The organism is Povalibacter sp. (assembly GCF_036520495.1).
Lineage (GTDB): Bacteria > Pseudomonadota > Gammaproteobacteria > Steroidobacterales > Steroidobacteraceae > Steroidobacter.
Map to the genome: position 1 here is coordinate 1 of NZ_DATDJO010000035.1, position 25615 is coordinate 25615.

General features: G+C 61.2%; 24 protein-coding genes and 2 pseudogenes. 7 read left to right on the forward strand and 19 right to left on the reverse strand.

Translation table 11 applies throughout. The annotated features are described in order from the left end of the window. The 8 genes from VIZ63_RS12615 to VIZ63_RS12650 form a co-directional block, all read right to left on the reverse strand. On the reverse strand, nucleotides 1-239 hold a 239-nt coding region (locus tag VIZ63_RS12615; RefSeq protein WP_331609996.1), incomplete at its 3' end, for a colicin immunity domain-containing protein. 79 nt (nucleotides 240-318) lie between these two features. Further along, a complete protein-coding gene (locus tag VIZ63_RS12620) occupies nucleotides 319-972 on the reverse strand; it encodes a hypothetical protein (RefSeq protein ID WP_331609997.1) in 654 nt (217 codons plus the stop codon). Between the two features lie 266 nt (nucleotides 973-1238). Next, nucleotides 1239-1688, reverse strand: coding sequence for a hypothetical protein (locus VIZ63_RS12625; RefSeq protein ID WP_331609998.1), 450 nt, complete (start codon nucleotides 1686-1688; stop codon nucleotides 1239-1241). 127 nt (nucleotides 1689-1815) lie between these two features. Beyond that, on the reverse strand, nucleotides 1816-2109 hold the full coding sequence (locus VIZ63_RS12630) for a hypothetical protein (RefSeq protein WP_331609999.1): 294 nt from the start codon (nucleotides 2107-2109) through the stop codon (nucleotides 1816-1818). Nucleotides 2110-2693: 584 nt separating this feature from the next. Then, nucleotides 2694-3089 (reverse strand): hypothetical protein, encoded by a 396-nt coding sequence (locus tag VIZ63_RS12635; protein WP_331610000.1) that lies wholly within the window; start codon nucleotides 3087-3089, stop codon nucleotides 2694-2696. A 92-nt stretch (nucleotides 3090-3181) separates the two neighbouring features. Next, the gene (locus VIZ63_RS12640) at nucleotides 3182-3820 is read right to left on the reverse strand and encodes a hypothetical protein (RefSeq protein WP_331610001.1); all 639 of its coding nucleotides are present in this window, start codon (nucleotides 3818-3820) and stop codon (nucleotides 3182-3184) included. A 76-nt stretch (nucleotides 3821-3896) separates the two neighbouring features. Then, nucleotides 3897-4310 carry a hypothetical protein gene (locus tag VIZ63_RS12645; RefSeq protein WP_331610002.1) on the reverse strand — a complete coding sequence of 138 codons (414 nt, stop codon included), beginning with the start codon at nucleotides 4308-4310 and terminating at the stop codon, nucleotides 3897-3899. 67 nt (nucleotides 4311-4377) lie between these two features. Next, entirely contained in the window at nucleotides 4378-4887 is a 510-nt protein-coding gene (locus tag VIZ63_RS12650; protein WP_331610003.1) for a hypothetical protein, read from the reverse strand. A gap of 321 nt (nucleotides 4888-5208) precedes the next feature. Between VIZ63_RS12650 and VIZ63_RS12655 the strand changes: the two are divergent. Then, nucleotides 5209-6207, forward strand: a pseudogene (locus VIZ63_RS12655) (integron integrase); the annotation flags it as partial. A 282-nt stretch (nucleotides 6208-6489) separates the two neighbouring features. Then, nucleotides 6490-6637, forward strand: a pseudogene (locus tag VIZ63_RS12660) (tyrosine-type recombinase/integrase); the annotation flags it as partial. A gap of 298 nt (nucleotides 6638-6935) precedes the next feature. Here VIZ63_RS12660 and VIZ63_RS12665 read toward each other — a convergent pair. Next, nucleotides 6936-8360, reverse strand: coding sequence for a DEAD/DEAH box helicase (locus VIZ63_RS12665; protein ID WP_331610005.1), 1425 nt, complete (start codon nucleotides 8358-8360; stop codon nucleotides 6936-6938). Between the two features lie 296 nt (nucleotides 8361-8656). Between VIZ63_RS12665 and VIZ63_RS12670 the strand changes: the two genes are divergently transcribed. Beyond that, nucleotides 8657-9085: a hypothetical protein gene (locus VIZ63_RS12670; RefSeq protein WP_331610007.1), complete on the forward strand. Its 429-nt coding sequence runs from the start codon at nucleotides 8657-8659 to the stop codon at nucleotides 9083-9085. 36 nt (nucleotides 9086-9121) lie between these two features. Here the strand turns inward: VIZ63_RS12670 and VIZ63_RS12675 are convergent, their stop codons facing one another. The 4 genes from VIZ63_RS12675 to tagH form a co-directional block, all read right to left on the reverse strand. After that, nucleotides 9122-9574 (reverse strand): GNAT family N-acetyltransferase, encoded by a 453-nt coding sequence (locus tag VIZ63_RS12675; protein ID WP_331610008.1) that lies wholly within the window; start codon nucleotides 9572-9574, stop codon nucleotides 9122-9124. A 345-nt stretch (nucleotides 9575-9919) separates the two neighbouring features. Next, on the reverse strand, nucleotides 9920-11833 hold the full coding sequence (locus tag VIZ63_RS12680) for a serine/threonine-protein kinase (RefSeq protein WP_331610009.1): 1914 nt from the start codon (nucleotides 11831-11833) through the stop codon (nucleotides 9920-9922). 54 nt (nucleotides 11834-11887) lie between these two features. Next, nucleotides 11888-12625 (reverse strand): PP2C family protein-serine/threonine phosphatase, encoded by a 738-nt coding sequence (locus VIZ63_RS12685; protein ID WP_331610011.1) that lies wholly within the window; start codon nucleotides 12623-12625, stop codon nucleotides 11888-11890. 26 nt (nucleotides 12626-12651) lie between these two features. After that, entirely contained in the window at nucleotides 12652-13971 is a 1320-nt protein-coding gene (tagH, locus tag VIZ63_RS12690; protein ID WP_331610012.1) for a type VI secretion system-associated FHA domain protein TagH, read from the reverse strand. 235 nt (nucleotides 13972-14206) lie between these two features. Between tagH and VIZ63_RS12695 the strand changes: the two genes are divergently transcribed. Beyond that, a complete protein-coding gene (locus VIZ63_RS12695) occupies nucleotides 14207-14776 on the forward strand; it encodes an SRPBCC domain-containing protein (RefSeq protein ID WP_331610014.1) in 570 nt (189 codons plus the stop codon). 7 nt (nucleotides 14777-14783) lie between these two features. Continuing rightward, nucleotides 14784-15566 carry a hypothetical protein gene (locus VIZ63_RS12700; RefSeq protein ID WP_331610015.1) on the forward strand — a complete coding sequence of 261 codons (783 nt, stop codon included), beginning with the start codon at nucleotides 14784-14786 and terminating at the stop codon, nucleotides 15564-15566. A gap of 73 nt (nucleotides 15567-15639) precedes the next feature. On the opposite strand, the gene VIZ63_RS12705 is transcribed toward VIZ63_RS12700, so the two are convergent. After that, a complete protein-coding gene (locus tag VIZ63_RS12705; RefSeq protein ID WP_331610016.1) occupies nucleotides 15640-18126 on the reverse strand; it encodes an ABC transporter permease in 2487 nt (828 codons plus the stop codon). A gap of 139 nt (nucleotides 18127-18265) precedes the next feature. Beyond that, on the reverse strand, nucleotides 18266-18937 hold the full coding sequence (locus VIZ63_RS12710; protein WP_331610125.1) for an ABC transporter ATP-binding protein: 672 nt from the start codon (nucleotides 18935-18937) through the stop codon (nucleotides 18266-18268). Nucleotides 18938-19050: 113 nt separating this feature from the next. Between VIZ63_RS12710 and VIZ63_RS12715 the strand changes: the two genes are divergently transcribed. Together VIZ63_RS12715 and VIZ63_RS12720 are read left to right on the forward strand one after the other, a co-directional pair. Further along, a complete protein-coding gene (locus VIZ63_RS12715) occupies nucleotides 19051-19638 on the forward strand; it encodes an arylesterase (protein WP_331610017.1) in 588 nt (195 codons plus the stop codon). Nucleotides 19639-19788: 150 nt separating this feature from the next. After that, nucleotides 19789-21462, forward strand: coding sequence for an AMP-binding protein (locus VIZ63_RS12720; RefSeq protein WP_331610019.1), 1674 nt, complete (start codon nucleotides 19789-19791; stop codon nucleotides 21460-21462). Between the two features lie 170 nt (nucleotides 21463-21632). Here VIZ63_RS12720 and hemE read toward each other — a convergent pair whose 3' ends face one another. From hemE to aroK, 4 genes are read right to left on the reverse strand one after another with little or no spacing between them, the layout of a single operon-like run. Then, a complete protein-coding gene (hemE, locus tag VIZ63_RS12725; RefSeq protein ID WP_331610020.1) occupies nucleotides 21633-22694 on the reverse strand; it encodes a uroporphyrinogen decarboxylase in 1062 nt (353 codons plus the stop codon). An 18-nt stretch (nucleotides 22695-22712) separates the two neighbouring features. Continuing rightward, nucleotides 22713-23876, reverse strand: coding sequence for a deoxyguanosinetriphosphate triphosphohydrolase (locus VIZ63_RS12730; RefSeq protein ID WP_331610022.1), 1164 nt, complete (start codon nucleotides 23874-23876; stop codon nucleotides 22713-22715). A gap of 12 nt (nucleotides 23877-23888) precedes the next feature. Next, nucleotides 23889-24977: a 3-dehydroquinate synthase gene (aroB, locus tag VIZ63_RS12735; protein ID WP_331610024.1), complete on the reverse strand. Its 1089-nt coding sequence runs from the start codon at nucleotides 24975-24977 to the stop codon at nucleotides 23889-23891. Further along, nucleotides 24977-25504 (reverse strand): shikimate kinase AroK, encoded by a 528-nt coding sequence (aroK, locus tag VIZ63_RS12740; RefSeq protein ID WP_331610025.1) that lies wholly within the window; start codon nucleotides 25502-25504, stop codon nucleotides 24977-24979. Before aroK ends, aroB begins: the two co-directional genes overlap by 1 nt. Between the last annotated feature and the right edge of the window lie 111 nt (nucleotides 25505-25615).

The window sequence follows — 25615 nt, forward strand, 5'->3', positions numbered from 1 at the left end:
GCCGCGGTCGGGGTCGGACTATATGAATCACAGGCTGTGAAGATGGCATCAAGCTTCCTACAAAGCTCGCTCTCTTCTCCGGAAATTTTCTGTCCGGAATGTATCCGGTTCCATTGCTCATCTCGATCTCTGCGCCATTGAGCGAAGTATTGTTCAACGAATGCGTCAACCTGAGTCTCTGTGGCCAAGAAGCCCGCGACGAGATCACGATAGATCGGCTCGTGCTCCAGGTAGCTCATTGAACGGCCCAACGCTCACGCTGTGCCGCGAGCACAGGCGCTTCGCCTGTGCGAGTCGGAACCAGCGTGTTGTTGGGCACTAATGAGCACGGCTACGAAAGTATTCGTCGAAATGCTGGGGTAGTTCTGGCAGCGGAGATGATTGCGAAAAGTACTTCGACTCCGTGGAGTGAAACTCAATGAAGCCTACATGGGTCTCGACAGCGTATTCGCCCAGCGCTTCGTCCAGAAACAGATAGCCCATCTGTCCGTAGGCCGCTTTCTCTTGCTCATTGTAGCCGTCGAAGAACAAGACAATGCCGGCTCTATCCCCATCCTTTGCGAGTAGATAACGAACTTCTTCGGCCCGAACCTTCTTGCCGCCATACTCAAGGTTGCTGAGCGGCCATCGGCGAGGTCTGAACTTGACCCACACCCAACGCTTCAAGGACGGGGCCCTTGCATACGTCGATTCGACGGCGGCGAAGGCAGACTTGGTTCCGCCAGCGCTGATGACGAACTCCCGCGCCCCGTCCTTGACTGGGCCAAACTCAAATGTCAGATCCGTATTGATCCTTTGCAACTCCGCCTGTAGCGCGTCGAAGATCGCTTCCTGGTCCTTTTCGAGTTCGAATAGTCGCGCCTCATTAGCCGCGAACCATTTCCAGAACCGGTCTTCGCTACTAGCCTTGGCCGAGTTTCCGAAAAGACTAAATCCCATAACTATGAGCGCTCCTGCGAATGCCTTCTTCATGCCCAACGCCATGCATAAAGCGCTGGCAAAGCGCGTAGCGATTTGCCAGTCGTGCGCGCAGTGCGCGCGTACTTTGATGCATTTGTTGGGCCGGACATGCTTACTTCTCTGACTCGATTAGAGAGTAGACGAGTTTACTGTCGCCGACGATTGCCTCATTACCTTATGTTCAATGCCTTTGTCTGCGCGCTCTCAAGCCGAACGCCATTGCTCACGCGCGTGCGTCTTCGCACGTCGCGTGGAGCAATTTGTTAGCTCCTCTTGCCTCACAAATGCGTCCACACAACCCGAAGCGTGCAGCCAAGCCGCTGTTCGAGTTCGTGTTTCTGATCTGCAGGGAAGTCCTCGATGTTCGGATTCATGGCCGATAGCACGAACCTTCCGAATGCCGCTGGCCAGATATACCGCAGGTCGTTCAGAGAGACATCAGCCCCGCAACAGCTTGCAACACACTGCAGGTTGCGGAATTCACCGGCTTCGGCGGAATCCAGCGCCTCTTCCCACCAGCTTTCCGCATCAGCGCCACAAGCCGAGCATTGGACACCAGACCAATTGCTGCCTGGGTGAATGAATTCGATCCCGTCCTTGTCCTCGGCCGTTACTTCATCGGCTTCCGGCACCAATGAAGCGAGCAGCTGTCGTGCGCTCTCAGCCCGCTCTCGATCAGGCTGGAACTGGGGATCATTCGGAACAAGTTGGAGCCAGTCGTCTGACATGTTCTTGAGAGCTAACGCCGCGCATAAGCCGCGAGCAACGGCGCTTCGCCGTTGCGAGTCGGGCGCACGCAGTGCGCGAACTTCATGCGCTTGTTATATCGCCGTCGTTGTACATCGGACATGTCACCTACTTGCCATATGCCGTCATGACCCCGGCCCAAACGATAGCGAGGATCATAGCGATATGAAGCACAGTAGGCGTGAAGTAAGTTGAGCCCCCCATGCTGCCGAAGCGCACGATGCAGACAAAAGTAAAGAAGCAACCCATCGCTGCGCCAGCAAACGGCAGCAACCACATTCGTGCAGGAATGCTCGTCAACGCAGTTCCACCAAATAAAAGGACAATTGTCAGGAAGACGAAAAAAGACACGGCCGCGACAATGCCGTAGTAATGAGCAAGCCGGACGCGGCGCTTAGCCATAGGCGATATAACGCCGTTGTTAAGCCGCGTGCGTCTTCGCACGTCGGCTCTTGAACAACTTGTTGGGCCTCTGTCTCACTTAATCTGTCTTCCGCATTACGGCACACAAGTCATAGTCAAAAGCCATAGTAATGTCGTTCGTACGGGTTATTGCCGTTGGAGTCATGTTCAGCATACAAATGGTCAAGCCATCATCATTCCAGAAGTATCTCCCTGCAGGGCGTTCGTCGTCCTTCGTCGCCTGGAACACGACGTAGTTTGGTTCGAGTCTAAACTTCGGCCGACCACGTCGAATCGCTCGAAATCTGCCGGTCGCAGATTGCTGCTCGGCAGAGTTAAGCCAACCAGATTCTGGTGTACGCGGAAGTTCACCAATGAGATCGAGCGTCATGGTTGCTGGGCCGCTCTCTCCGATATATCTGCCAGAGAACTGTGGCAGCGGCTCGTGAGTCGACACGCATGCGCATAGGCACGCAGTCACTGAAAGGAGAGCCTGTCGTTTCATTCTCGTTCTCTCTCATGCCCAACGCTGAAGTTGAGCCGCGGACGGAGGCTTGCCGACGGACGTCGGCTCGAACGACCGGTTAGGGCGCTTCTTCACGGACAACTATTACCCAGAATGTAGCTGCTCCCACCAACCCGGACGCAAGCCCAAAAACACCTTCGCTGACGGCACGCAAGTAAAACTCTGGACTAGGTATTGGCGATGCAGCAACTAGCCAGCCGATAGCACCAAATAGAGCGCCCACAACGAGAAGAACAGGGAAAGACAAAGCACCAAAGCGACGCAGCACAAAGAAGAGCGGAACGCCAACCACAATAAGAAATGGGTAAGTAAAGAACGCTCCGCCGAGCACCATAAGAAACGCGTATCCGAAACCCCCGAGATTGCCGAAAGCAAACACGAGCGATGACACAAAAGCACCGACCACCAAACCAGCCAATGGGGCGAGGAGAAAACCTTTGATGACGCGATTCACGTAAAGCGCCCTAACGCCAGCGATGAGCCGCGAACAAAGTGCAGCGCACTTTGTGAGTCGGGCGACCAACGGGAGCGGACTCGATCGCTTTGTTAGGCATCTTCGTCCTTGAATTTGTCCTTCGCGGTTATGGGGTCGCACAGCGCGTCAGCATACTTGGCCAGCTCCTTGAGTACCTCTGCTGTTTCTTTGAACGAAAGGTGTGCATCAGTGCTCCGAATTCCCTGATTTTCCAGCCACACCGGGACTGTGGCTCCAGGAAGCAGTTGGCCATTCTCGATTCGAGACTCAACGTGCTTCATCTGGTTGTACAAAGCATTGAGGCGTTGTTCCACCGAGCCGTCATCCTTATTGAATGCCGTACCACTCCACGCCTTCATCAAGATTGCAAACGCGTGCCAGGCTTGGCCAAGGAAGCTCTCCCAATGAAACAATGCATCTGCATAAGCACGAGGAGACTGCCCGCCGGCAGATAGGAAAGACTGCGTGCTAGTGCGTGCCAAAGTGTGTTCGGAAAATGCAACCTGGCAGCGGCGCAGATAGTTGAATGCATACGCGTTCATCGGAGGCTTGAACTTCCCTCTGAAGGTGCAGTTCAGAAAGTAGTTACTTACCCAATGAGCAGATTCGGCAGAGAACTCAGAGGCGTCAGGAATTTCCGCGTGATTGAACTGAGAAGCACCGGGCGCGATATGTTCATCAAGAACGGCTGACGAGAATCCAAGAGCCATATGTTCCTCGCCTAACGCTGTTGTTAAGCCGCGTGCGTCTTCGCACGTCGGTTCTTGAACAACTTGTTAGCTTGTCTCAAGTTGCCTCGAACGGGTCGCCGGAGCTCAGCCGCTTGCTACACCACGGACACACAACTGCGCTCTTCAGAATGCGGCGAGAACACTTGGGGCAATCCATTGCGCTGCTTTTTCGTGAGGCCTTGCCGTCAAGCTTTCCGTCCGACAAATCCACTTTCTCGATGTATTTCTTCAGATCCGCATCAGTGAGCCCGGTGTGGACCTTAAGCAGCTGCCATAGAGCAGCCGTGACCAATTGCATGCGTTCGTATCTCTTCTCTAGATCCCGCACTCTGTCACTTGTGGCGGTGAGGCGGCGATTGGAGTTGGATTGCAGTGCTCCGAGCTCTCCGAGCTTGCCGCCAGTGACAACGCGATCCGCAATATCAACTTGCGTCTCGTAGAGGTCGAACAGGTCACTCCAGTCGATCACGATTCCTCCTCTTACAAGCTAACGGTTGAGTTGAGCGGCGCGCACGCCGGCGTATGAGCTTGGCACTTTATCCCTCACGCGTCCGCTCGAACGATTTGTTAGGCCTGCCCTTTAGTGCATGCAGCATTGTTCTGGCCTCATCGCGGCCATTCTCTGTGATGAAGCGGCTACCCGTGGCGCGCTTGAGCAACCTTGAGGCGTGCGACCTGCTCTGGCGAATGCCTCGGCCAGCCAGTACGAGCTTGGCAAGCTCGACTGCGGCATCGCCATCCTTAAGACGCACTGCGCGCACGTACCACTGCGCCTCTAGTCGATGCTTACCCTCGTCCCGATAGATCGTGGCGATGTTCGACGCAGCGGCGCCACTCCCCCGGCGATATGCTCTGCGGTACCACTTCAGTGCCAACGCGCGATTCTTGCGAACACCAATACCGCAGTCGTAGCAGTAGCCGAGGTTCAACTCTCCGGCGCCGCTGCCGCGAATCGCAAGTTGGCTATACAAACGGAACGCGGCGGTGCGACGCCCAGATTCCCAGGCGTCGTGGGCTTTACGTTCGAGGTCGGCGTCGTCGCTCACAGGCAGGCCTAACTTGATTTAGATCGCAGCAGTCTGACGAATAACCAGGGACCCTGCTAGATAACCAGGGAGGGGTGCCGGCGGCAAGCGATTGTCGCCGCTCGTATTATGTTGCCGGCTGCAATCTATCCACCCCATCAATATCGGGATAATCTGGCGTCGGATGCACGTCTTGTTGAGGGGCGTGACTTTTCGATCGCCAGATAACCAGCGACTGCCCGATAACCAGGCCACCCGCCCCCACACAAGCCGCTCATCTGCGTTGACTTATTCGCCGGTGGCTGTATATAAACACAGCATCAATGGACTGAGCTTGCGGCCATGCAATACAGGTCACCGGAGCGACCGCCCCTGCAGTCGAGACGTCTGCTCGATCAGGTCCGTGAACGGGTGCGCTACATGCACTACAGCCTGCGCACGGAAGAGTCGTACGTTTACTGGGTGCGACGCTTCGTCAAATTTCATGGCCTACGTCACCCGCGCGAACTGGGGAAGGCAGAGGTGGAGCAATTCCTTGCGCATCTCGTTACCCAGAACAATGTTGCGCCATCGACGCATCGGCAGGCGCTCTCTGGTTTGTTGTTCCTGTATAGGCAGGTGCTCGACATCGAACTGCCATGGATGAATGACATCGGACGACCGAGGGCCCGGGACCACATTCCGGTCGTACTCTCGCGCGTGGAAGTCACACGCCTGCTCCATGCGATGAATGCGGGTGATCTGCTGATCGCTCAGACGCTCTATGGAATGGGCTTGCGCTTGATGGAGTGCCTGCGCCTACGCATCAAGGACGTGGATTTCGATCGTAAGATCGTGATCGTTCGCGAGGGTAAGGGCGCGAAAGATCGCGTCGTGATGCTGCCAGCCGCGCTGACGCAACCGCTGCGGGAACAGATCGCATTGTCCCGCTCGATCTGGGCAGGGGACCGTGCGGCGAACCATCCCGGTGTTTGGTTGCCCGATGCGCTTGCGCGGAAATATCCGCGGGCGCCGACGTCCTGGTCATGGCACTGGGTATTTCCAGCAGCCCATCTCTCGACGGATCCGCGCAGCGGGATCCGTCGGCGTCACCATCGTTTCGAGCAGACCATCGGTCGGGCAATCTCCCGTGCGGTGGCTCGCGCAGGGTTGGAGAAAAAAGTCACGGCGCACACGCTGCGGCACTCCTTCGCGACGCATCTGCTCGATTCCGGGGTCGACATCCGTCGCGTACAGGAACTGCTCGGGCATGCCGACGTAAGCACGACGATGATCTACACCCACGTGCTGTCATCGTCTGCGGCTGGCACGGCCAGCCCCATAGATGCGCTGCCCGAAATGCAGCCGATTGAATCTGGCATCGGCGGCGAGGTTCGGGAGGCATACGCAGCCTATGGCGTGATGCGCCCTGCAGGCCCATCACTGGAGCCCTACCTCCCCCCTGATTCCCGAGTGCCACTGACCGCGCCTGCTGCTGACATTCGGTGACTTGCCTTGCGAAGGTGCCGGCGAATGCTGCGGACGGCTCTGTGAATTGCCATCCGTGGGTGCGATCGAGTTGCCGTTCGGCTGACCCTTGCCCTCACGCTGCCTACCGGATTTTTTTGCGGACGCCCGCGGCGCCCATTAGCGACTTACTTGCTTGAGTCTGGTTACGACATTCGAACCGTGGAAGAACTGCTCGGTCACGCCGCTGTGAAGACCACGATGGCCTACACATACGTCCCGAATCGCGGGGCGAGGTGTGGTCAGCCCTGTTGATCTGGGTTGACGACCATTCGATAGACTCAGGGTGATCGGATATTTCGCGAAGACCGCGGCCGCTCTTGTGCGTCCATGCACTTCGCGACATTCGGGCGTCCTGCCCATCACTCGTGGGGTGCAACCGTAGCGCAGGAAGGAAGCGGGTCAGCCCAATGGACCTGGACTGACCACGAGTTTATTCAACGATGGAACCCCAGGAAGGTCATCCTGATGGCTCGACCTTCCTGGGAATTCGACTGTGCCGGAGATTCGTCACAGTCGATCAGGCGGGAATGTCCGGGACACGGACAGCGATTACCGCCAGCTCAGCGATTCCCGAAATTTCCCGACCGAAACTGACCGCGGCCGCTGTTGCCGTTCTGCGAGTTGCCTTGCGACTGCTGCGGACGATTCTGTGAATTGCCATCCGTGCGTGCAATCGAGTTGCCGCTCGCCTGGCCTTGCCCCTGACGCTGCCCACCCGAGTTCTGTGGACGACCGCGGCGTGCGTTCTGATTGCCGCCGCCCGAGGATGGTCGATTGCGATTCTGCGGCTGACGTCGTGGATCCTGATGCGGTGCGTATTCCTGCGCGCCGGGCGGTGCGACGCTGCGGCCGACTGGCGGTGGTGAAATCTGCGGCACCTGCAGGCTCGGCACCCGCTTGCCGGTGACGCGTTCGATGTCCTTCAGCAGACCCACTTCGTCCTGCGACACCAGTGACAGCGCAATCCCGGTCGCGCCGGCGCGGCCCGTACGACCGATGCGATGCACGTAGTCTTCGGGGACGTTGGGCAGCTCGTAATTCACGACGTGCGGCAGTTCTTTGATGTCCAGCCCGCGAGCGGCGACTTCGGTCGCTACCAGTGCACGGATGTTGAAGCCTTTGAAATCAGCGAGCGCTTTCGTGCGCGCCGACTGGCTCTTGTTGCCGTGAATGGCGGCGGCTTCGATGCCGTCGTCCTGCAGCTGCTTGCACAGGCGATTTGCGCCGTGCTTGGTGCGAGTGAAGACCAGCACCTGCGACCAATCGCCTTCGCGGATCAGGTGCGACAACAATGGACGCTTGAGATCCTTCTGGACCATGTACGCGCCCTGCTCGACGCTTTCGACCGCGGCGTTGCGACGGGCGACTTCGATCTCGACCGGCTGGCGCAGCAGGCTCTGGGCCAGCTGACGCATGTCGCTGGAATACGTGGCCGAGAACAGCAGGTTCTGACGCTCGCGCGGCAGCAGCTTGATGACACGGCGAATGTCGGCGATGAAGCCCATGTCGAGCATGCGGTCGGCTTCGTCCAGCACCAGGATTTCGATCTGGCGCAAATCGACGGTGCGCTGCTGCGCGTGGTCGAGCAGACGGCCCGGCGTTGCCACCAGGATGTCGACGCCGCGACGCAGTGCTTCGATCTGCGGATTGATGCTGACGCCACCGAAGATGGTCAGCGTACGCAGCTGCAAGTACTTGCCGTAGCTCTTGATGCTTTCCGCCACCTGGGACGCCAGTTCGCGCGTCGGCACGAGCACGATGGCGCGAGGCGTACGCGATACATTCGGCGTCGCCTGCAGGCGCTGCAACAGCGGCAAGGTGAAACCGGCCGTCTTGCCGGTGCCGGTCTGCGATCCGGCAAGAATGTCACGTCCCGCGAGAATCTCCGGAATCACGCGCGCCTGTACGGGCGTCGGCTCCGTGTAGTTGCGATCGGCGAGCGCACGAGTGAGTTCGGGCAGGAGCCCGAGAGCAGCGAATGGCATATGTATACGTTCCTCTACCGCACCTGCTCGCGAGCCCTGAGGCATCGCGGGTCCAGTAAAGGCGGGAGACAAGTTCGAGACGGGCAGAGCCGTTGAATTCTCGAGAAATGAACGAGCTGACCGGACGGCAGCTTGTGTAGGCGGCGCGGACTCTACAGGGAATCGCGGCGCTTTGCACTGCGGCATTCCCTAAATCCACTGGAGGATCGGCAAATTGACCGCATCGCCAGCCGCCGGATGGCATCCCGGACGTTGCTGCGCAACCATACGCCGGTCATCAAGCCCAGGAGCGTGACATGTCCGATCGATCCGTCACGTCGCTCGCCACAACGCCGTCATGGCAGTTGCTGGCCGCGTTCCTTGCGCATGTCATCGCCACGTTGACCCATTTCGTGCACAACGGCATATACCTCAGTGACTACCCGAACCTGCCATCCTGGTTCACTGCGGCAGGCGTCTATGCGTCGTGGTGCGCGCTGACAGCGGTCGGGCTCGCGGGCCTCGCGTTGCTGCGCTACGTGTCCACGCGACTCGGCCTGGGTGTGCTGATTCTTTACGGCATCCTCGGCTTCGGCGGGCTGGATCACTACACCCTGGCGTCGATCGCCGCGCACACCACGGTCATGAACCTGACGATCCTGTGCGAATCGATCACGGGAACGCTGCTGCTGATCGCCATTGTCCGCGAGTTCATTCGTTTCGACCGTGCACGCAATGCGGCGTGAGCCGGGCACGCAACGATCATTCGTCGTATGGCCGCTTCATCTGCGGTACTGAACGTACGGCGCCAGGGTCGCGATCTGGTTGTACAACGCCTGAGCGCGCGCGTTGTCGGTTTCCGTATGCCAGTAGACGCGCGTGACATCGCGTTCGTCCGCGGCGCGGTAGACGGCCTGGATCAACGCGCGACCAGCGCCAAGACCACGCACCGTCGGATCGACGAACAGATCTTCCAGGTAGCAGTAACCGTTCAGTGACCACGTCGACAGATGGAAGTGGTAGTGAACGAAACCGATGACACGATCGCTCGCATCGAGCGCAACGAAGGCGTAGGGCTGCTGCGCCGGATCGATGAGGCGCTGCCACGTCGCGTCGGTGATGTGCTGCGGCAACTCGTGCCGATAGAACTCGAGATAGCCGGCCCAGAGTTTGTCCCAGCGCGCGCGGTCGGTCGCGTGAAGTTCGCGGACGGTGACGGCAGGATGATTGGGCATCGGGGCGGTCCTGATGAGGGAATCACTTCGTTGTCGTGCGCAAACTGGCGGTGAAGCCCGGCTTCCATTCGGTTGTGTCCGATTGCCGATCCCCTAAGGCTGGCTGTCAACGCAGTGGCCTCTGACTGTAGCGCGCAAGCCCGGATTCTGGAGCCCTTTGTCCGCCGGCTCAAAGCCAAATGGCAACTGATTTAAGGAAGGTCTGATGAATTGCAGATTCGTCGGATTAATCAGAGATTCCTTAAGGACAGTCGGTGTGATTTCTGTGGGTCCGACTTCAGTCGGACATCTGAAACTCAGGAATGTCCGACTGAAGTCGGACCCACAGAAGAACGCTCACACCACCTACTTCGCGGCCTCAACCACCGGCGAGTACTTGCGCAGGAACTCATTGCTGGCCAGCAGGTTCCCCGCAACCTGGCGCTGCATCTCGGGATCGCTGGCGGAGAGTCGCAGCATTTCGTCGGCGGTCTTCTTCAACCCTTTCACGGCCTCACGATTTCGAGGATGCAATTCATAGGCCTTCGCATAGTGGGTCAGCGACTGCTCCACGGCAGGAGTCATGCCCTGCTGGTAGAAAGCCCATTCCTTGTCGCCATCAGTCAGCTCCGCAGTAATTTCCTGTTGTGTTTCCGCCGGCAGCTGCGCGAACGGAATCGCAGGACTCGTCTCGACGTAGTTTTCGTACCAGAAATATCCCGCAGTGACAGCCAGCACCGCCGCCGCCGCGACCGATACCTTCTGCACCGTCGAAATGCCGCGGAACAGCTTGAGGAATTCCGCTGCGTCCTTCGGCCGCTGTTTGCGGTCGAACGATAGGCATCGCTCCAGCGCCTTGGCCTCACGCATCTTGAGGCCTTTGAGCGGCGGCGGCTTGATGCCGAGCTTGCGGGCTGCGGGGGCGCCGTGGCGCTGGTACGGATGAAAGCCGGTGAGCAGTTCGTAGCCGATGATGCCCAGCGCGTACATGTCATCGGCGGGATGCGGGTCGATGCCATCGATCATTTCATCGGTGGCATACGCTTCGGTGTAGGCGCCGAGACTGCCGGCATCGAACACGTCCTGGTTCTCGGGCGTGATCGAGCTGGGCACGGCGCGCGCGATGCCGAAGTCGAGAATCTTGGGCGTGCCGTCGTCGATGATGAAGACGTTGCCGGGCTTGAGGTCGGAATGAACGATGCCTTTGCGGTGGGCGTAGGCCAGGCCTTCGGCGATGCCGCGGATGATTGGCAGGGCGATGTCGGGTTTCACGCCCTTGCCGCGCGCCTCGCGCACGATCGCTTCGAGTGGACGGCCCTTGAGCATCTCCATCGTCATGAAGACGGAATCGCCATCGCGGTCGAAATCGAACACGGTGACGACGTTGGGATGCGCGAGCGTCTGCGCTTTGCGCGCCTCGCGCTGCAAGGCGATGAAGGACTGCGGATGCCGCTCGAAATCGGCGTTCAGCACTTTCAACGCGACGCGCGGATTCGGGTCCTGTGCTTCTTCCTTGCGGCGATCGATCGCACCGAACACGAGGCCCATGCCGCCCTTGCCGAGCAGCGATTCCAGGACGAAGCGGCGCTTGACGATGGAGCCCGGTTGCAGCGGGCCGCGCTGCGACTGATCTGCGTCATCGAGTGATTGCACCAGACGGTCGCTGATGACCTGCGTCTTGTCGGTCGATTGCAGCGTTGGTGCGTACGGCGCGAGGGCCTGGGTACCGAGTTCGATCTGAACGGTACGGGCCGAGGTCGGAGGAAACTGGCGCTCGGTACGCAGCGTCGCATCCGGGTCGTCCGGCTGGACCAGCGTCGCGGCGACCGTCGCTGAGCTCACTTGCGGGCTCGCGGGCGTTCGCAATGTATTGCCGGCGTCCGGACGCATGTGGGTTTCGTCGACATCGGTCGGCGCCGGTCGCACCAGCGTTTTTGCAATCGGCGGCCGGGACATGCCGACGGTGGACTCCGAGGCGACCGTCGCGTCAACCGTGCCGGGTCGCATGGCCGTCATGTCTCCTTCCGGCTGCGTGGCATCCGACATCGCGATGGTCTTGTCGGCAGCTTCGCGGATGACGCGTTCGATCCCCGCCAACAGCGCGCGACCTGCCGGAGCGGCCAGGCGTCCCGCAGCGACGTCGCTTTGCACGCGGGCAATGAGGGCAGACGTCTGTGTGGGATTTTCGCGTGCGAGCTGTTCGATGCCGGCGACGGCGTCGGCGGATGTGAGCGTACCGCGCGCGAGCCCCGCGAGGAGCTGATCGATGGTGTGGGACACAGGCATACCGTTGTGACTGGGACGCTGCGGCGCAGACGCCGCATCAAACCGATTCTACGTCGCTTCGATGATGACGACTGTGACGTTGTCACGGGCGCCAGCGGCCAGGGTTGCATCGATGAGCGCCTGGGCTGCCTCCTGCACCGTGCCCTCGCCCAGCAGTGCAGCGATACGCTCCGCCGACAGTTCACGAGTGAGGCCATCGGAACACAGCAGGTAGCGATCACCCAGGCGCACACGGTCGCGACGTATTTCGAGCGCGAGGGTCTGCTCGCCGCCGACCGCGCGCATGATCGAGTGATCTGCTTCTTCGAGTTCGTCCGGCCCGAGCATCGGTGCGATCTGTGCCGCCCAGGTGTGATCGGTCGTCATCTGCGACAGCTGCTCGTGGCGCAGCCGGTAAACGCGACTGTCGCCGGCCCAGAGGATGGCACAGGCCGTGCGCTGTGCTGCGAAGACAACGACGGTGCTGCCGCTTTGGATCGGGTTGACCAAGCGAATCGCAGCGGCGTAGAGCCGGGTGTTGACCTCGCTCGCGCGGCGCTGGATTGCATCGACGGTCGCATCGAGCGTTTTTCCGGGCACGATGGATGCAAGCGCGTCGCGGACCAGGCCGCTGGCAACGTCACCCTGCATGTGACCGCCCATGCCATCGGCCACCGCCCACACACCGGCGGCAGCGTGATCGACGAAAGCATCCTGATTCGACTCGCGAACCCGGCCGGTATGGGTCAGCGCGGCCGACACATAGACGGGATGAATATCTTCTTCGACCAGTGTGTCGTCCAACAATGAGGTGCCCCTGGCGCTGTCCTGCTTCAGCGGCCGCGGCCGCGTGACTTGAGCCGCTCGATCTGTGCTTCGTAGGCCTTCGCGAACTCGTTGCCGAACAACGTGCGGAAACTGCCGTCGGCATCCTTGATCGTCTCACCGTACTTCTCGCGATACAGGTCCCAGTAACGCAGCTTCGCGGGCCCGCCGAGGATCGACCCTTTCTTCATGTGGCGATCGAATTCCTGCTGCAGGTGATTGGGATCGAACTGCGCGAGCATGGTCTCGAACGCGAGGCGCATCGCCGCGAGCACGGCTGTCTGGTGATCGCGGACATCGTGCAATGCTTCAGTGAAGGCGGCGGCCGGTTCCAGGTACGCGGCATTCTGTCGCACCAGCAGGTTGTGGAAGGCATCTTCGACGTTGGCGGAGAACTTGAGCGGATTGTTGTTCGCGGGCTTGAACGTCGTACTGCGGATCCGCAGGTCGTCCTTCATCTGATCGCGAGCCCGCAGCACTTCCATCAGCCCGCCGACCGTCACGCGCAGGATCTCGCCGCAGGTACGGGCAAGTTCATCGGACGGATCGACATTCTCGACGCCGGCGGCCTCGAGCAACTTGAGCATCTGCGCCGCATCTCCCGTGGACGCAGCAGCGTCGGCCGATTTGCTGCGGGACGCGGGTGGTGCGGCACGCGGTGCCGGTGGCTTCGGTTCGCTGCGTCGGACCTCGGGCGGCGGCCGCACTGCGACGACCTTGGGCCGCGGCGGCTCGGGCGGCGGGTCAGGCAGCTCCATTTCGCTCAGGCCGAACCACTGGGTTTCGTTGTTGCGCTCGGCAGCGGCTTTGGCTGCGCGGGAGCCCATGCTGGCGGTGCGGTCGTCGTCGGGCGGCGGCGGAATGATCTCTTCCGTCTCGCGCCCGGCGCGTGCGGCCCGCGGTGGCTCGTGACGGTCAGGATGTCTGGCAGGTTGCCTCGGTTGATTGCCGCGTTCGGCGCGACCCTGCAGCGCGGCGAGAGGATCCTGCGACTCCGCTTCGGTAGCCGATTCCTTCTCGAGCGACACCTTGATTTCGTACGCATCGATGAACAGCACATCGCCGTTCTTGAGGGCATGGGCCTGCGTCTTCGACAGGCGCGAATCGGGAGAATTGACGAAGACGCCGTTGGTGCTGGTGTCTTCGACGAAGAACCGGCCGTTCAAGTAGCGGATGAGCGCGTGCCGGCCGGATACGTACGGATCCGGGAGCACCCAATCATTGTCAGGCAGGCGTCCGATCGTGCCGCCGATCGAATGGAATACCTTGCGTCGCCCGGCACCGAGCTGCGCAGCCTGCTCCCCTATCACTTCAAGTGTCAGGATCATGCGAGCTTACTAAACCAATGTTCGCGGGCTTTCAACACGCAAGCTGGGCACCACCCTTCACCAGTAACCACTGCTCATGAAATCGGACCCCAGTTCCGCGTGCCAATCCGGCCGGTCATTGTTCGATTATGTGGCCGGTGCGCTGCAATGGACTAAAGCCGCAGGCATGGCAGTATCGACCAGTGCCAGCGGGCAATAATGCGCCCCAGCCCACAAATCATACGGGGAAAGACTGATGGTTGGCCGACTTGCAACACCGGTTCGAATTCTGGTCCTGCTGGTCGCAACGGCGGCAAGTACCTGGGCCGCGGCGGCGGACGATTCAAATCCGCAGGTCATCGAAGGGTTCATCAACGCGCCCCTTGCGGAGGTCTGGAAGCTCTTCACCACGCCCGAGGGCTACAAGGTGCTGGGAGTGCCCCAGTCGCAGATCGACCTGCGGGTCGGCGGCCTGATTCGCAGTCACTCGGTTCCGAAGGGCGTACTGGGCGACCCCGAGACCCGCATCGAGGAACTCCTCGCTTACGACCCCGAACGAATGCTCGCCCTGCGCACCAGGCAACAGCCCGCCAGCATTCCTTACCCGGACGCAGTGGCGGGCACGTGGTCCGTGATCTATTTCACGCCGTCGGGCGCGGACATGACGCATGTTCGTATCGTGGGACTGGGTTATCGCGACGATCCGTCATCGCAGGCCCTGCGCAAGCTGTTTGCCGAGAGTAGTCGCGGCACGCTGGATCAGGCGGCCAAGCGCTACTGGCCCAAGTGCAAGTTGTGTGCGGCCGAGCCGCTGCCGGCTGAGTAATCGCAAGATGGACCGTAACTACATCCAGAACGAACACATCGTCGATCGCTATCTGGCGGGCGAATTGACGGTGCGCGAAGCACGCGAGTTCGAGCAGTTCTGTCTCGAGAATCCAGCCTTCCTGAAGCAGCTGCCGATCCCGGTGCGCCTGAAGGCGCGCCTCGCGCGCAAGCCGCTAGAAGCCAGCGAGACCGGCATGTTCCCGGCCATTCCTTCCAGCGCGACGCGCACGGCGCTGGAAGTGAACGACGAAGGTTTCGACGCCGCTGAAGAGGACGGGAAATGGGAGCGCAGCAGCAGTCCTGCTGCGGGCGGTAACCGTCTCGTCGTCATGGGCCTCGCCATCGCGCTGATCGCAGCCATCGGTGGATTGGTGGCGTACGGCATGCACGCAGGCGCGCTGTCGAAGCAGCTGCAGGATGCGCAGCGCAAGATCAAGGTCACGGAGATGCAGGCGCCGGCGAGCGTGCAGAAATATCGACTGCAGCTCGTGGGTTCAAAACCCACACAACCTACGCTGGCGTTGGGCTGGATGCAGCCGCCGCAATTGCTCGAGCTGACCATCGACTCGACGGAAGAACGCTTCGCGACCTACCAGATCACCGTCAACAAGGCCGACGGTACGTTCGTCATGCAGCTGAATCGAATCGCACGTGACTCGAACAAGGACGTGCAGTTCCGACTGAACTCCTCGGCTTTCGGCCCCGGCGACTACCTGCTCGAGATCAAGGGCTACACGTGGAAAGGACAGTTGCAGCCGGTCGGGTGGGCGAGTCTGGGCTTCGAGTGATACGAGTGACGCGGATAACGAAAGTCACGTGCGTCGCAAGGTAAGTCCATCCCCGTCACTTTCGTGACCCTCGTCACCCTCCCCTGAGCGTCGCCACCGGCGGATGATTCACGACGGATCGAGTCGCGAGCGTTCCGCTGACGCCGACGAGCACCGCCCCGGAAATCAATCCGACGATCCACACCAGCGGATCGGGCGTGTACTTCAGATTGAACAACTGCGTCGCCAGGAAGTAGCCCGCAACCGACGCACCGCATGCCGCGAGCAAGCCCGCAAGCAATCCGAGCGTCGTGAACTCCGCCGCGACACCCTGCAGCACCGTCATGCGACTTGCACCCAGCGTGCGCAGCATCGCGCTTTCGTAGCGGCGCTCATCGCGCGTTGACTGTATCGCCGCCAGCAGCACGGTGATGCCAGCCAGCAAGGTGAAGCCGAAGACGTACTGCACTGCCAGCGTCGCCTTGTCCATGACGCCGCGCACCTGAGTCAGGATCGCTTCCAGATCGATGGCCACGACTTCGGGAAACTGCCGGGTGAATTCGCCGAGAATGGGGCGCTGCTCCTGCGAAATATGCACGCTCGTGATCATGGTGCCGGTCGCCGAATCGAGCACACCGGGCGAAAACACCATGAAGAAGTTGGGTCGGAATGAATCCCACTTCACTTCGCGAAAACTGGTGACGCGAGCTCGCACGGTTTCACCCGCCACGTCATAGGTCAGCATGTCGCCGAGCTTCAGGCGCAGCGACTTGGCCATCTCGCTCTCGACCGACACCTGCGGATCGCTCGACTGCGGCGACCACCATTCGCCCGCAACGATGCGATTGTCGGATTGCAGATCGCGCGCCCAGGTGAGATTGGCCTCGCGGTCGAGGAAATCACGCGCCTGTTCATTGGCGGTCTGCATCTGCGCGGTGTCTTCCTTGTTGATACCCGTGAGACGCGCGCGGACCATCGGCACCAGTGTGGGCACCGGAATGCCACGATCGCCGAGAAATTTCTGCACGCCTTCACCCTGATCGGGCCGCATGTTCATCATGAAGTAGTTGGGGGCATCGGCCGGCAGGCTCGCGCGCCAGTCCTGCATCAGGTCGTTGCGCACCAGCGCGAGCAACAGCAGCACCATCAGCCCCAGCCCGAACGCGACGATCTGGATGACGCTGTCGCGGCCACGGCGGGCAATGTTCGCCATACCATAACGCCAGGCGACACCGACGCTGCCACGCAGTCGCGCGAGGACGCGTACCAGCAACCAGCCGGCGAGCGCCAGCACGGCGAAGGTCGCAGCCGTCGCGACGACCACATACATCAGCAGCTTGAGATCGCGCAGCAACCACGCGAGCAGTGCCAGCAGTGCGGCGACTGCCATCCCATAGACGGTCAGGTAGCGCAGCGGTGGCGGCTCGAGATTGCGACGCAATACGCGGGCCGGCGGCACACGACGCAGCTGCAGCAGCGGCGGCAGCGCAAAGCCGACCAGGATCAGCACCGACGTCATGACACCGAGCCACATGGCGTCGAGCGACGGCGGCGGCAGCACACCGCGAACGAGATCCTTCAATAGAATGCCAATCGCGGCCTGCGCGCCATAACCGATGGCGGTGCCGATAATGCCGGCGACGAGTCCGATCGCGAGCAGCTCCAGCACGCTGATCTGCAGCACCAGGGCCTGCGGCGCACCCATGCTTTTCATCAGAGCGACCGTGTCGAGATGGCGCGCGACGTAACGCCGCGCAGCGATGGCCACGGCGATGGCCGCGAGCAATAGTGTCACCAGCGCCGACAGGTTCAAGAACCGACCGGCACGATCCATCGCGGACTGTATCTGCGGACTCGCTTCGTCGAGATCGACGATGCGCTCACCCGGCTTCTTGCGCGCGATCAGGTCCTGCTTGAGCGAAGCCACGGCAGCGGCGTCGCCAGCGAACAGCGCCGCATACGAAACCCGGCTGCCAGGCTGCACGAGTCCCGTTGCCGGCAGATCCTCCAGCCGCAGCAGCAGCGACGGCGCCAGATCGACGAACGCCGCACCCTGGTCGGGACGATAGTCGAGCACCTTCGTGATAGTGAATTCGGCACTGCCGAGCGTGACCCGATCTCCGACCTTCGCGTTGAGTTGCGCGAGCAGCCGCGCTTCCGGCCAGACCTCCAGGACACCGGGCAGCGTGCTCACTTCATACGCCACGCCGAATGGCTCATCCGCGATCTTGATGCGGCCGCGCAGGGGGTACCTGTCGGAGACCGCACGGATGGCCGACAGAGCGCTGTCCTCTCCAAGCATGACCACGCTCGGAAAGGTTGCAAGCTCCGCCGTCGCCAGCCCCTTGCTCTGCGCCAGATCGAAGTACGCGCGATCGATCACGCTGGACGAACGCACGCGCAAGTCGGCGGCCAGCACTTCGCCGGCCTGTTGCTCGACAGCGCCGCTGACGCGACTGGTGAAGAATCCCACGGCCGTCAGCGCCGACACCGCGACGAGCAACGCGAACAGCAACACGCCGAGTTCGCCGGACTTGGCATCGCGCACCAGCGCCAGCAGTGCGAGCTTCAATGCTTTCATGCACCGAACTCCGGAATCGAGATAAGAATTTCCACCGGGGACACGGGGAACACTGGGACGAAGCGAATCACGAACCACTGACACGGATTTCTTGACCCCGTGGTCCCCGTGCCCCCCGTGGAGATCTTCCTCTCTGGATTCATGCGGCCACCCGCCCCGCCTCAATGCGCACGATGCGTCCGCAACGCTGTGCGATGGCCTGGTCGTGCGTGACGATGACGAGCGTGGTCTGTACTTCGCGGTTCAGATCGAACAGCAGTTCGATGATGCGCTCGCCGGTCACCGCATCGAGGTTGCCGGTGGGCTCATCGGCGAAGAGAACGGCGGGTCGCGTGACGAACGCGCGCGCAATGGCGACGCGCTGCTGTTCACCGCCTGACAGTTGCCGGGGATAGTGACCGAGGCGATGCGAGAGGCCGACACGCGCCATGACCTCCCTGGCAGCTTCGCGCGCATTGCGTTGACCGGCGAGTTCGAGCGGCAGCATGACGTTTTCGATCGCGGTCAGCGACGGCACGAGGTGAAAACTCTGGAACACGAAGCCGACATGGCGGGCACGGACGGCAGCGCGGCCATCCTCGTTCAGAGCAGAAAGCTCTGCGCCGTTCAGCCAGATCTTGCCGCTGGAAGGTTCATCGAGGCCGGCGAGCAGCGCCAGCAGCGTGGATTTGCCGGCGCCCGACGCGCCGATGATGGCCAGGGTTTCTCCCGCTGCAATGGCCAGATCGACCTCTGCGAGTATGGTCAGCGTTCCCTCGGGGCTGCTAACCTGCTTGGTGATCTTTTCCGCTCTGAGAACGGGAGCCTCGATATTCATGCCGCTTACTGTCGCAAGACTCATGCTGTGTTCTGGATCGATTGGTTGACGAAAGAACGACTGTGAAACCGCTACTACTCAGGTGCGCACTCGCGGTTTGGTTCGGATTGCTGTCGTTATCGACCGCATTCGGCGCCGCGCCTGCCCCCGTCATTCTCGTCTTCGGAGATAGTCTGAGCGCGGGTTACGGTGTCAGCGTCGATGCTACGTGGGTCGCACTACTGCAGCAGCGCCTGGCGAAGCAAGGGTACGGGTACCGGGTAGTGAACGCCAGCGTAAGCGGCGAGACCACGGGCGGCGCGCGGGCGCGCCTGCCGCGCGCGCTCGAACTGCACAAACCTGCGCTGGTCATCATCGAGCTCGGCGGCAACGATGGGCTGCGCGGCCTGCCGTTGAAACAGGTACGCGCGAATTTCGATGCCATGCTGGAACAGGCGCGGACCGCCGGCGTCCGGCCCGTGCTGGTTGCGATGCGTATTCCATCGAACTATGGACCTGCGTATACGACGCAGTTTCACGCGATCTATGGCGAACTCGGACAGAAGTACTCGGTTCCCGTCATCGATGGCTTCATGGAAAGCGTCGCGCTGGATGACAAGCTGATGCAGGCCGATGGCATTCATCCGAATGCACAGGCACAGCCCATCCTGCTCGACGTCATCTGGCCGACCGTATCGCGTCAGCTCAAGAAGTAACCGGATCGCCAGCAGCCATGTTGGACTTGCGATGGACCTTGATATTCGTCGCACCGCCGCCGGCAAGAGTCACGCCTCTTGCCGGCGGCAACGAAGCTGCTATCCGCAAAAGGGCCGCAGGCCGCTTTTGCCAATGACCGAGGGATCATCGTGGACAAAATCTGGCTCAAGAATTACCCGACTGGCGTGCCGGCCGAAATCAATCCTGGCGAATATTCATCGCTGCAGCAGCTGATCGGTGCTGCATGTGAGCAGTTCGCCGACCTGCCGGCCTATACCAGCATGGGCACCACGCTGACGTATGCCGAGTATCGCGACCAGGCGCAGCAGTTCGCAGCGTGGCTGCAGGACGCGGGGCTGCGCAAGGGCGATCGCATTGCCATCATGCTGCCGAACGTCCTGCAGTATCCGATCACGCTCTACGGCGCATTGCTGGCCGGCCTCACGGTCGTCAACACCAACCCGCTGTACACGGCGCGCGAGCTCGAACATCAGCTCATCGACTCGGGCGCCCGCGCCATTGTGATCCTCGAGAATTTTGCGCATACGCTGGATGAGGTCATCGACAAGACCAACATCGACATTGTCATCACCACACAGGTCGGCGATCGGCTCAGCTGGCCGAAATCGTCGATCGTCAACCTGGTCGTGAAGCATGTCCGCAAGCAGGTGCCGCACTGGAACCTGCCGGGATCGATTCCATTCAACGCGGTCTTGAGCCAGGGCAAGTACCTGCCGTTCACGCCGGTGCCACTCGATCACACGGACATCGCCTTCCTGCAATACACCGGGGGCACGACGGGTGTCGCGAAGGGCGCGATGCTCACTCATCGCAACATGGTGGCGAACGTGCTGCAGTCCGCCGCATGGATCGGTGCGGAAGCGCAACTCGGCAAGGACGTGATCATCACGGCGCTGCCGCTGTATCACATCTTCGCGCTGACGGCGAACTGGATGGTGTTCATCAAGTTCGGCGCACGCAGCATCCTGATCCCCAATGCGCGCGACTTCCCGGCCTTCGTGAAGGAACTGAAGAAGTATCGCTTCAGCTACATCAGCGGCGTCAACACGCTCTTCAATGCCCTGCTCAATACACCGGGCTTCGCCGATGTGGATTTCAACAAGCTGCGCATCACGCTGGGCGGCGGTATGGCCGTGCAACGTTCCGTGGCCGAACAGTGGAAGAAAGTCACTGGCAACGTGCTGACGCAGGCCTGGGGTCTCACCGAAACGTCTCCCGCCGCATGCATCAATCCCTTCGGCGCGGACTTCAATGGCGCCATCGGCCTGCCGATCTCATCCACCGAGATCAGCATTCAGGACGATACCGGCAGGCAGCTCGGGATCGGAGAGATCGGTGAAATCTGCGTGCGGGGGCCGCAGGTCATGCTTGGTTACTGGAATCGCCCCGACGAGACGGCCAAGGTGATGACCGATGACGGCTGGCTGCGTACCGGCGATATCGGGCGCGTCGATCAAGAAGGCTTCGTCTATATCGAAGACCGCAAGAAGGACATGATCCTGGTATCCGGCTTCAACGTGTATCCAAACGAGATCGAGAGCGTGGCCGCAACGCACCCTGGCGTGCTCGAAGTCGCAGCCGTCGCGCAGCCCGATGAACGCTCAGGCGAAGTCGTCGTGCTGTTCGTCGTACGCAAGGATCCGGCCCTGACCGAGAAGCAGCTCATCGATCACTGCCGCACCGAACTCACCGGCTACAAGGTGCCCAAACACGTCTACTTCCGCGATGAGCTGCCGAAAACGAATGTCGGCAAGATCCTGCGTCGCGCGCTGCGCGATCAGTTGCCCAAGAAATCGGAGTAACCGCAAAGAACGCATAGAACACATAGAAAGAAATAACCGCAAGACGCAAAGGTCAGAACAGGACACACCTCCTATATTCTTACCTTGCGCGTCCTGTGCTTTTTGCGGCCACCTATTCGCTCTTGCTCTATGCGTTCTATGCGCTCTATGCGGTTACTCGTCGTCTTCTCTTACGTGTGATACGCGGGGCTGAGTTCGTGCACGGCCTCGATCATGGCGCCTGCATGTTCGGGATTGACGGCCGGATGGATGCCGTGGCCCAGGTTGAACACGTGGCCATGGCCTTGTCCGTAGCTCGCCAGCACGCCGGCGACGTGTTCGCGAATCTTCTGCGGTGACGCGTACAACACACTTGGGTCGAGATTTCCCTGTAGCGCCTTCTGATCGTTGACCGCTTTACGCGCATCGGCGAGATCGGTGGTCCAATCGACACCGAGCGCATCGCAACCCGTCTTTGCCATCTCTGGCAACCACGCACCGCCACCCTTCGTGAACAGGATGATCGGCACCCGGTGTCCGTCGCGTTCACGAATCAGGCCATCGACGATGCTCGCCATGTAGTGCAGCGAGAACTCGCGATACTGAGCGGGCGCGAGTGCACCACCCCAGGTATCGAAGATCATCACGGCCTGCGCGCCGGCTTCGATCTGTGCGTTCAGGTAGAGCGTCGTCGAATCGGCGAGCAGTTGCAGCAGGCGATGCAGCGTCTGCGGCTCATCGAACATCATGCCCTTGATGCGCGCGAAGTCGCGCGAGCTGCCGCCTTCGACGACGTACGTGCCGACGGTCCAGGGGCTGCCAGCGAAACCGATAAGGGGCACACGCCCCGCGAGTTCGCGGCGGATCAGACTGACCGCATCCAGCACATAGCGCAGTTGCGATGCCGGATCTGGCACCGCCAGCCGCGCCACATCGGCAGCAGAGCGAACCGGACGCTCGATCTTCGGTCCCTCGCCGGTTTCAAACTGCAGGCCAAGTCCCAGCGCATGCGGAATCGTCAGGATGTCGGAGAACAGGATCGCGGCGTCGAGGCGAAAGCGCTCGAGCGGCTGCAATGTCACTTCGCAGGCCAGCTCCGGCGTCATGCACAGTTTCAGAAAACTGCCGGCGCGCGCACGTGTCGCCCGATATTCGGGGAGATAGCGACCCGCCTGGCGCATCATCCACACAGGGGTGCGGTCGGTAGGCAGGCGCAGCAACGCGCGCAGGAACAGGTCGTTCTTGAGAGTCATGGGATGGCAGCTCCTTCGTCAGCTGCGTTTGGCCGGATCGAACAGACGTTCGTATTCCGTGATGGCGTAGCGGTCAGTCATGCCGGCAATGTAGTCGGCAACGGCTCGTGCGCGTCCCGCTTCGCCGGCTTGCGTTTCCATATCTCGCGCCGACTCGGAGTGTTCCGTCGGTAGAAGATCCGGACGCTTGAAAAAGGTCTCGAACAGACCGGAGATCACTGTGTCGGCCTTGTTGGTCATGCGCAGCACACGATAGTGCCGATACACATGATCGCGCAGGTGGCGCTTGAGCTCGAGATGCTCCGCACGCACCGGATCGCTGAACTGGATCAGCCCGCTCGAGTGCTTGCGGACCGCATCGACATCTGCTGGCGAGGCGTCCTCGATAGCGGCGGAGGACGTCTCGATCAGATCGGTCACGACATAGTTGATCATGCGCCTCACCACCTCGTGAATGAGGCGCCGCCCGCTGGCTTCCGGATAGGCAGCGAGCACGACATCGTGCTGGCGTCGAAACACCGGCACCTCGCGCAAAGCCTCGATGGTCAGGAGTCCTGCACGCAAGCCGTCGTCGAGATCGTGATTGTTGTAGGCGATCTCGTCGGCCAGATTCGCAATCTGCGCTTCGAGCGAGGGCTGTTCGCGCCGCAGAAACCGCTCGCCCAGCTCGCCGAGTTGTCGCGCATTGTTGAGCGAGCAGTGCTTGAGGATACCTTCACGGGTTTCGAACGTCAGATTCAGGCCCGGGAATGCGGCATAACGCTCTTCGAGTTCGTCGACCACCCGCAGCGATTGCAGATTGTGTTCGAAACCGCCGTGCGCCTGCATGCAGGCGTTGAGAGCGTCCTGGCCCGCGTGACCGAACGGTGTATGGCCCAGATCGTGCGCAAGACAGATCGCCTCCACGAGGGTTTCGTTGAGATTCAGCGCGCGTGCGATCGTCCGGGCGATCTGCGCAACTTCGATCGAATGCGTCAGCCGTGTGCGGTACAGGTCGCCTTCATGATTGACGAATACCTGGGTCTTGTAGACCAGGCGCCTGAATGCGGTGGAGTGAATGATGCGATCGCGATCGCGCTGAAATTCGCCGCGGAATGTCGGCGCCGGCTCCGGAAAGCGCCGGCCGCGGGATTGTTCATCCGTCGCGGCCCAGACAGCCAGATTCGTCGCAGCGGAGGTCATCGGGTATCCCGATCAGCCAAAGTGTTGCTGCAGGGTAGCGTCGAGCGCATCCACTGGATAGTCGCCGACGATGTCGGCCTGTCCGAGCTTGCGCATCAGCACGAGCCGCAGCTTGCGATCGAGGACCTTCTTGTCCATACCCATGAGTTCGCGGGCACGTGTGGCTCCGATACGCGGTGCCTCGATGGGCAGCCCGAAGCGTGCCAGCAGGGTTCGGGAACGATCCCGATCCGCGGCGGGCAGCCAGCCAAGTCGTGTCGACATATCAGCAGCCATCACCATTCCCGCGGCCACGGCCTCGCCGTGCAACCAGGTGCCGTAACCCATCGCCGTTTCGATCGCGTGACCGAAGGTATGTCCGAGATTGAGAATGGCACGCAAGCCGTGCTCTCGCTCATCGACGCCTACAACCGCTGCCTTGATTTCGCAGGACCGCTTGATCGCGTGCATGACTGCATGATCCGTCCGCGAGCTGAGCGCCTCGACGTTGGACTCCAGCCAGTCGAAGAAGGCCGCGTCGTAGATCAGCCCGTACTTCACGATTTCGGCAATACCTGCGCGATATTCGCGATCCGGCAGCGTGGCGAGCGTCGCCGTATCGGCAATGACGCAACGCGGCTGGTAGAACGCGCCGATCATGTTCTTGGCCTGCGGATGATTGACCGCTGTCTTGCCCCCGACGGACGAATCCACCTGCGACAGCAGCGTGGTCGGCACCTGCACATAGTCGATGCCGCGCTGGTAACTGGCGGCCGCGAAACCGGCCATGTCGCCAATCACGCCACCGCCCAGTGCGACCACGGCCGCATCGCGGTTCATCCGCGCCTGCACCAGCGCATCGAGGATGCGGGCGTAGGACTCCAGCGTCTTGTGCTCCTCGCCGTCGGGCAGAATGACGGGAACGATGCGGCGATCACCCAGCGACGCAGTGACCGTCTGCAGGTATAGCGGCGCGACGGTCTCGTTGGTCACCACCAGCACGTCACGCGCACGGACATGGGACTGCAGCAGCGCGCCGTCCTTCAGCAGCCCGGTACCGACGAGGATCGGATAGCTGCGTTCACCCAGCTCGATATCGACCTGCTCGACGCGCCGGGTCATCAGGAAACCACCGGATCGCGCAGCAATTGCAGGATTTCATCGGCCACGGCGCGGACCTGGCGTCCGTCGGTGTCCACCGTCACGGCGGCAATGGATTCGTAAAGAGGGGCGCGCAGCGTCATCAGTTCCAGCAACTTTGCCTCGGGATCGTCAGTGTAGAGCAGCGGTCGCTGGCGGCCATGGCGCGTACGCTCCAATTGCTGCGCCACGCCTGTCTTGAGGTACACCACCCGACCGCGTTGCGACAGCCTGAGGCGGTTCTCCTCGCTCAGCACCGCACCGCCGCCAGTGGCAATGATGACGCCGTCCAGCTCCGTCAGCGCGTGAATGACATCGCGCTCGCGCTCGCGAAAACCCGCCTCACCCTCTTTCTCGAAGATATAGGGGATATCGACGCCAGTACGGCGTTCGATCTCGGTGTCGCTGTCGTAGAACTTCAAACGCAGCAGCCGTGCCAGCTGTTTGCCGACGGCACTTTTGCCGGAACCCATGGGGCCGATGAGGTAGACATTGGTGCTGCCGGACATGAACGCAGCATACAAAAGAAAAGGCCGCCCGTGAGGGCGGCCTTGAATGAGGTCCTGCGCGAGGCTCAGTGCCAGGCGCCGAATCGGAATGTCCCTCAGGTCGGCAGCCCG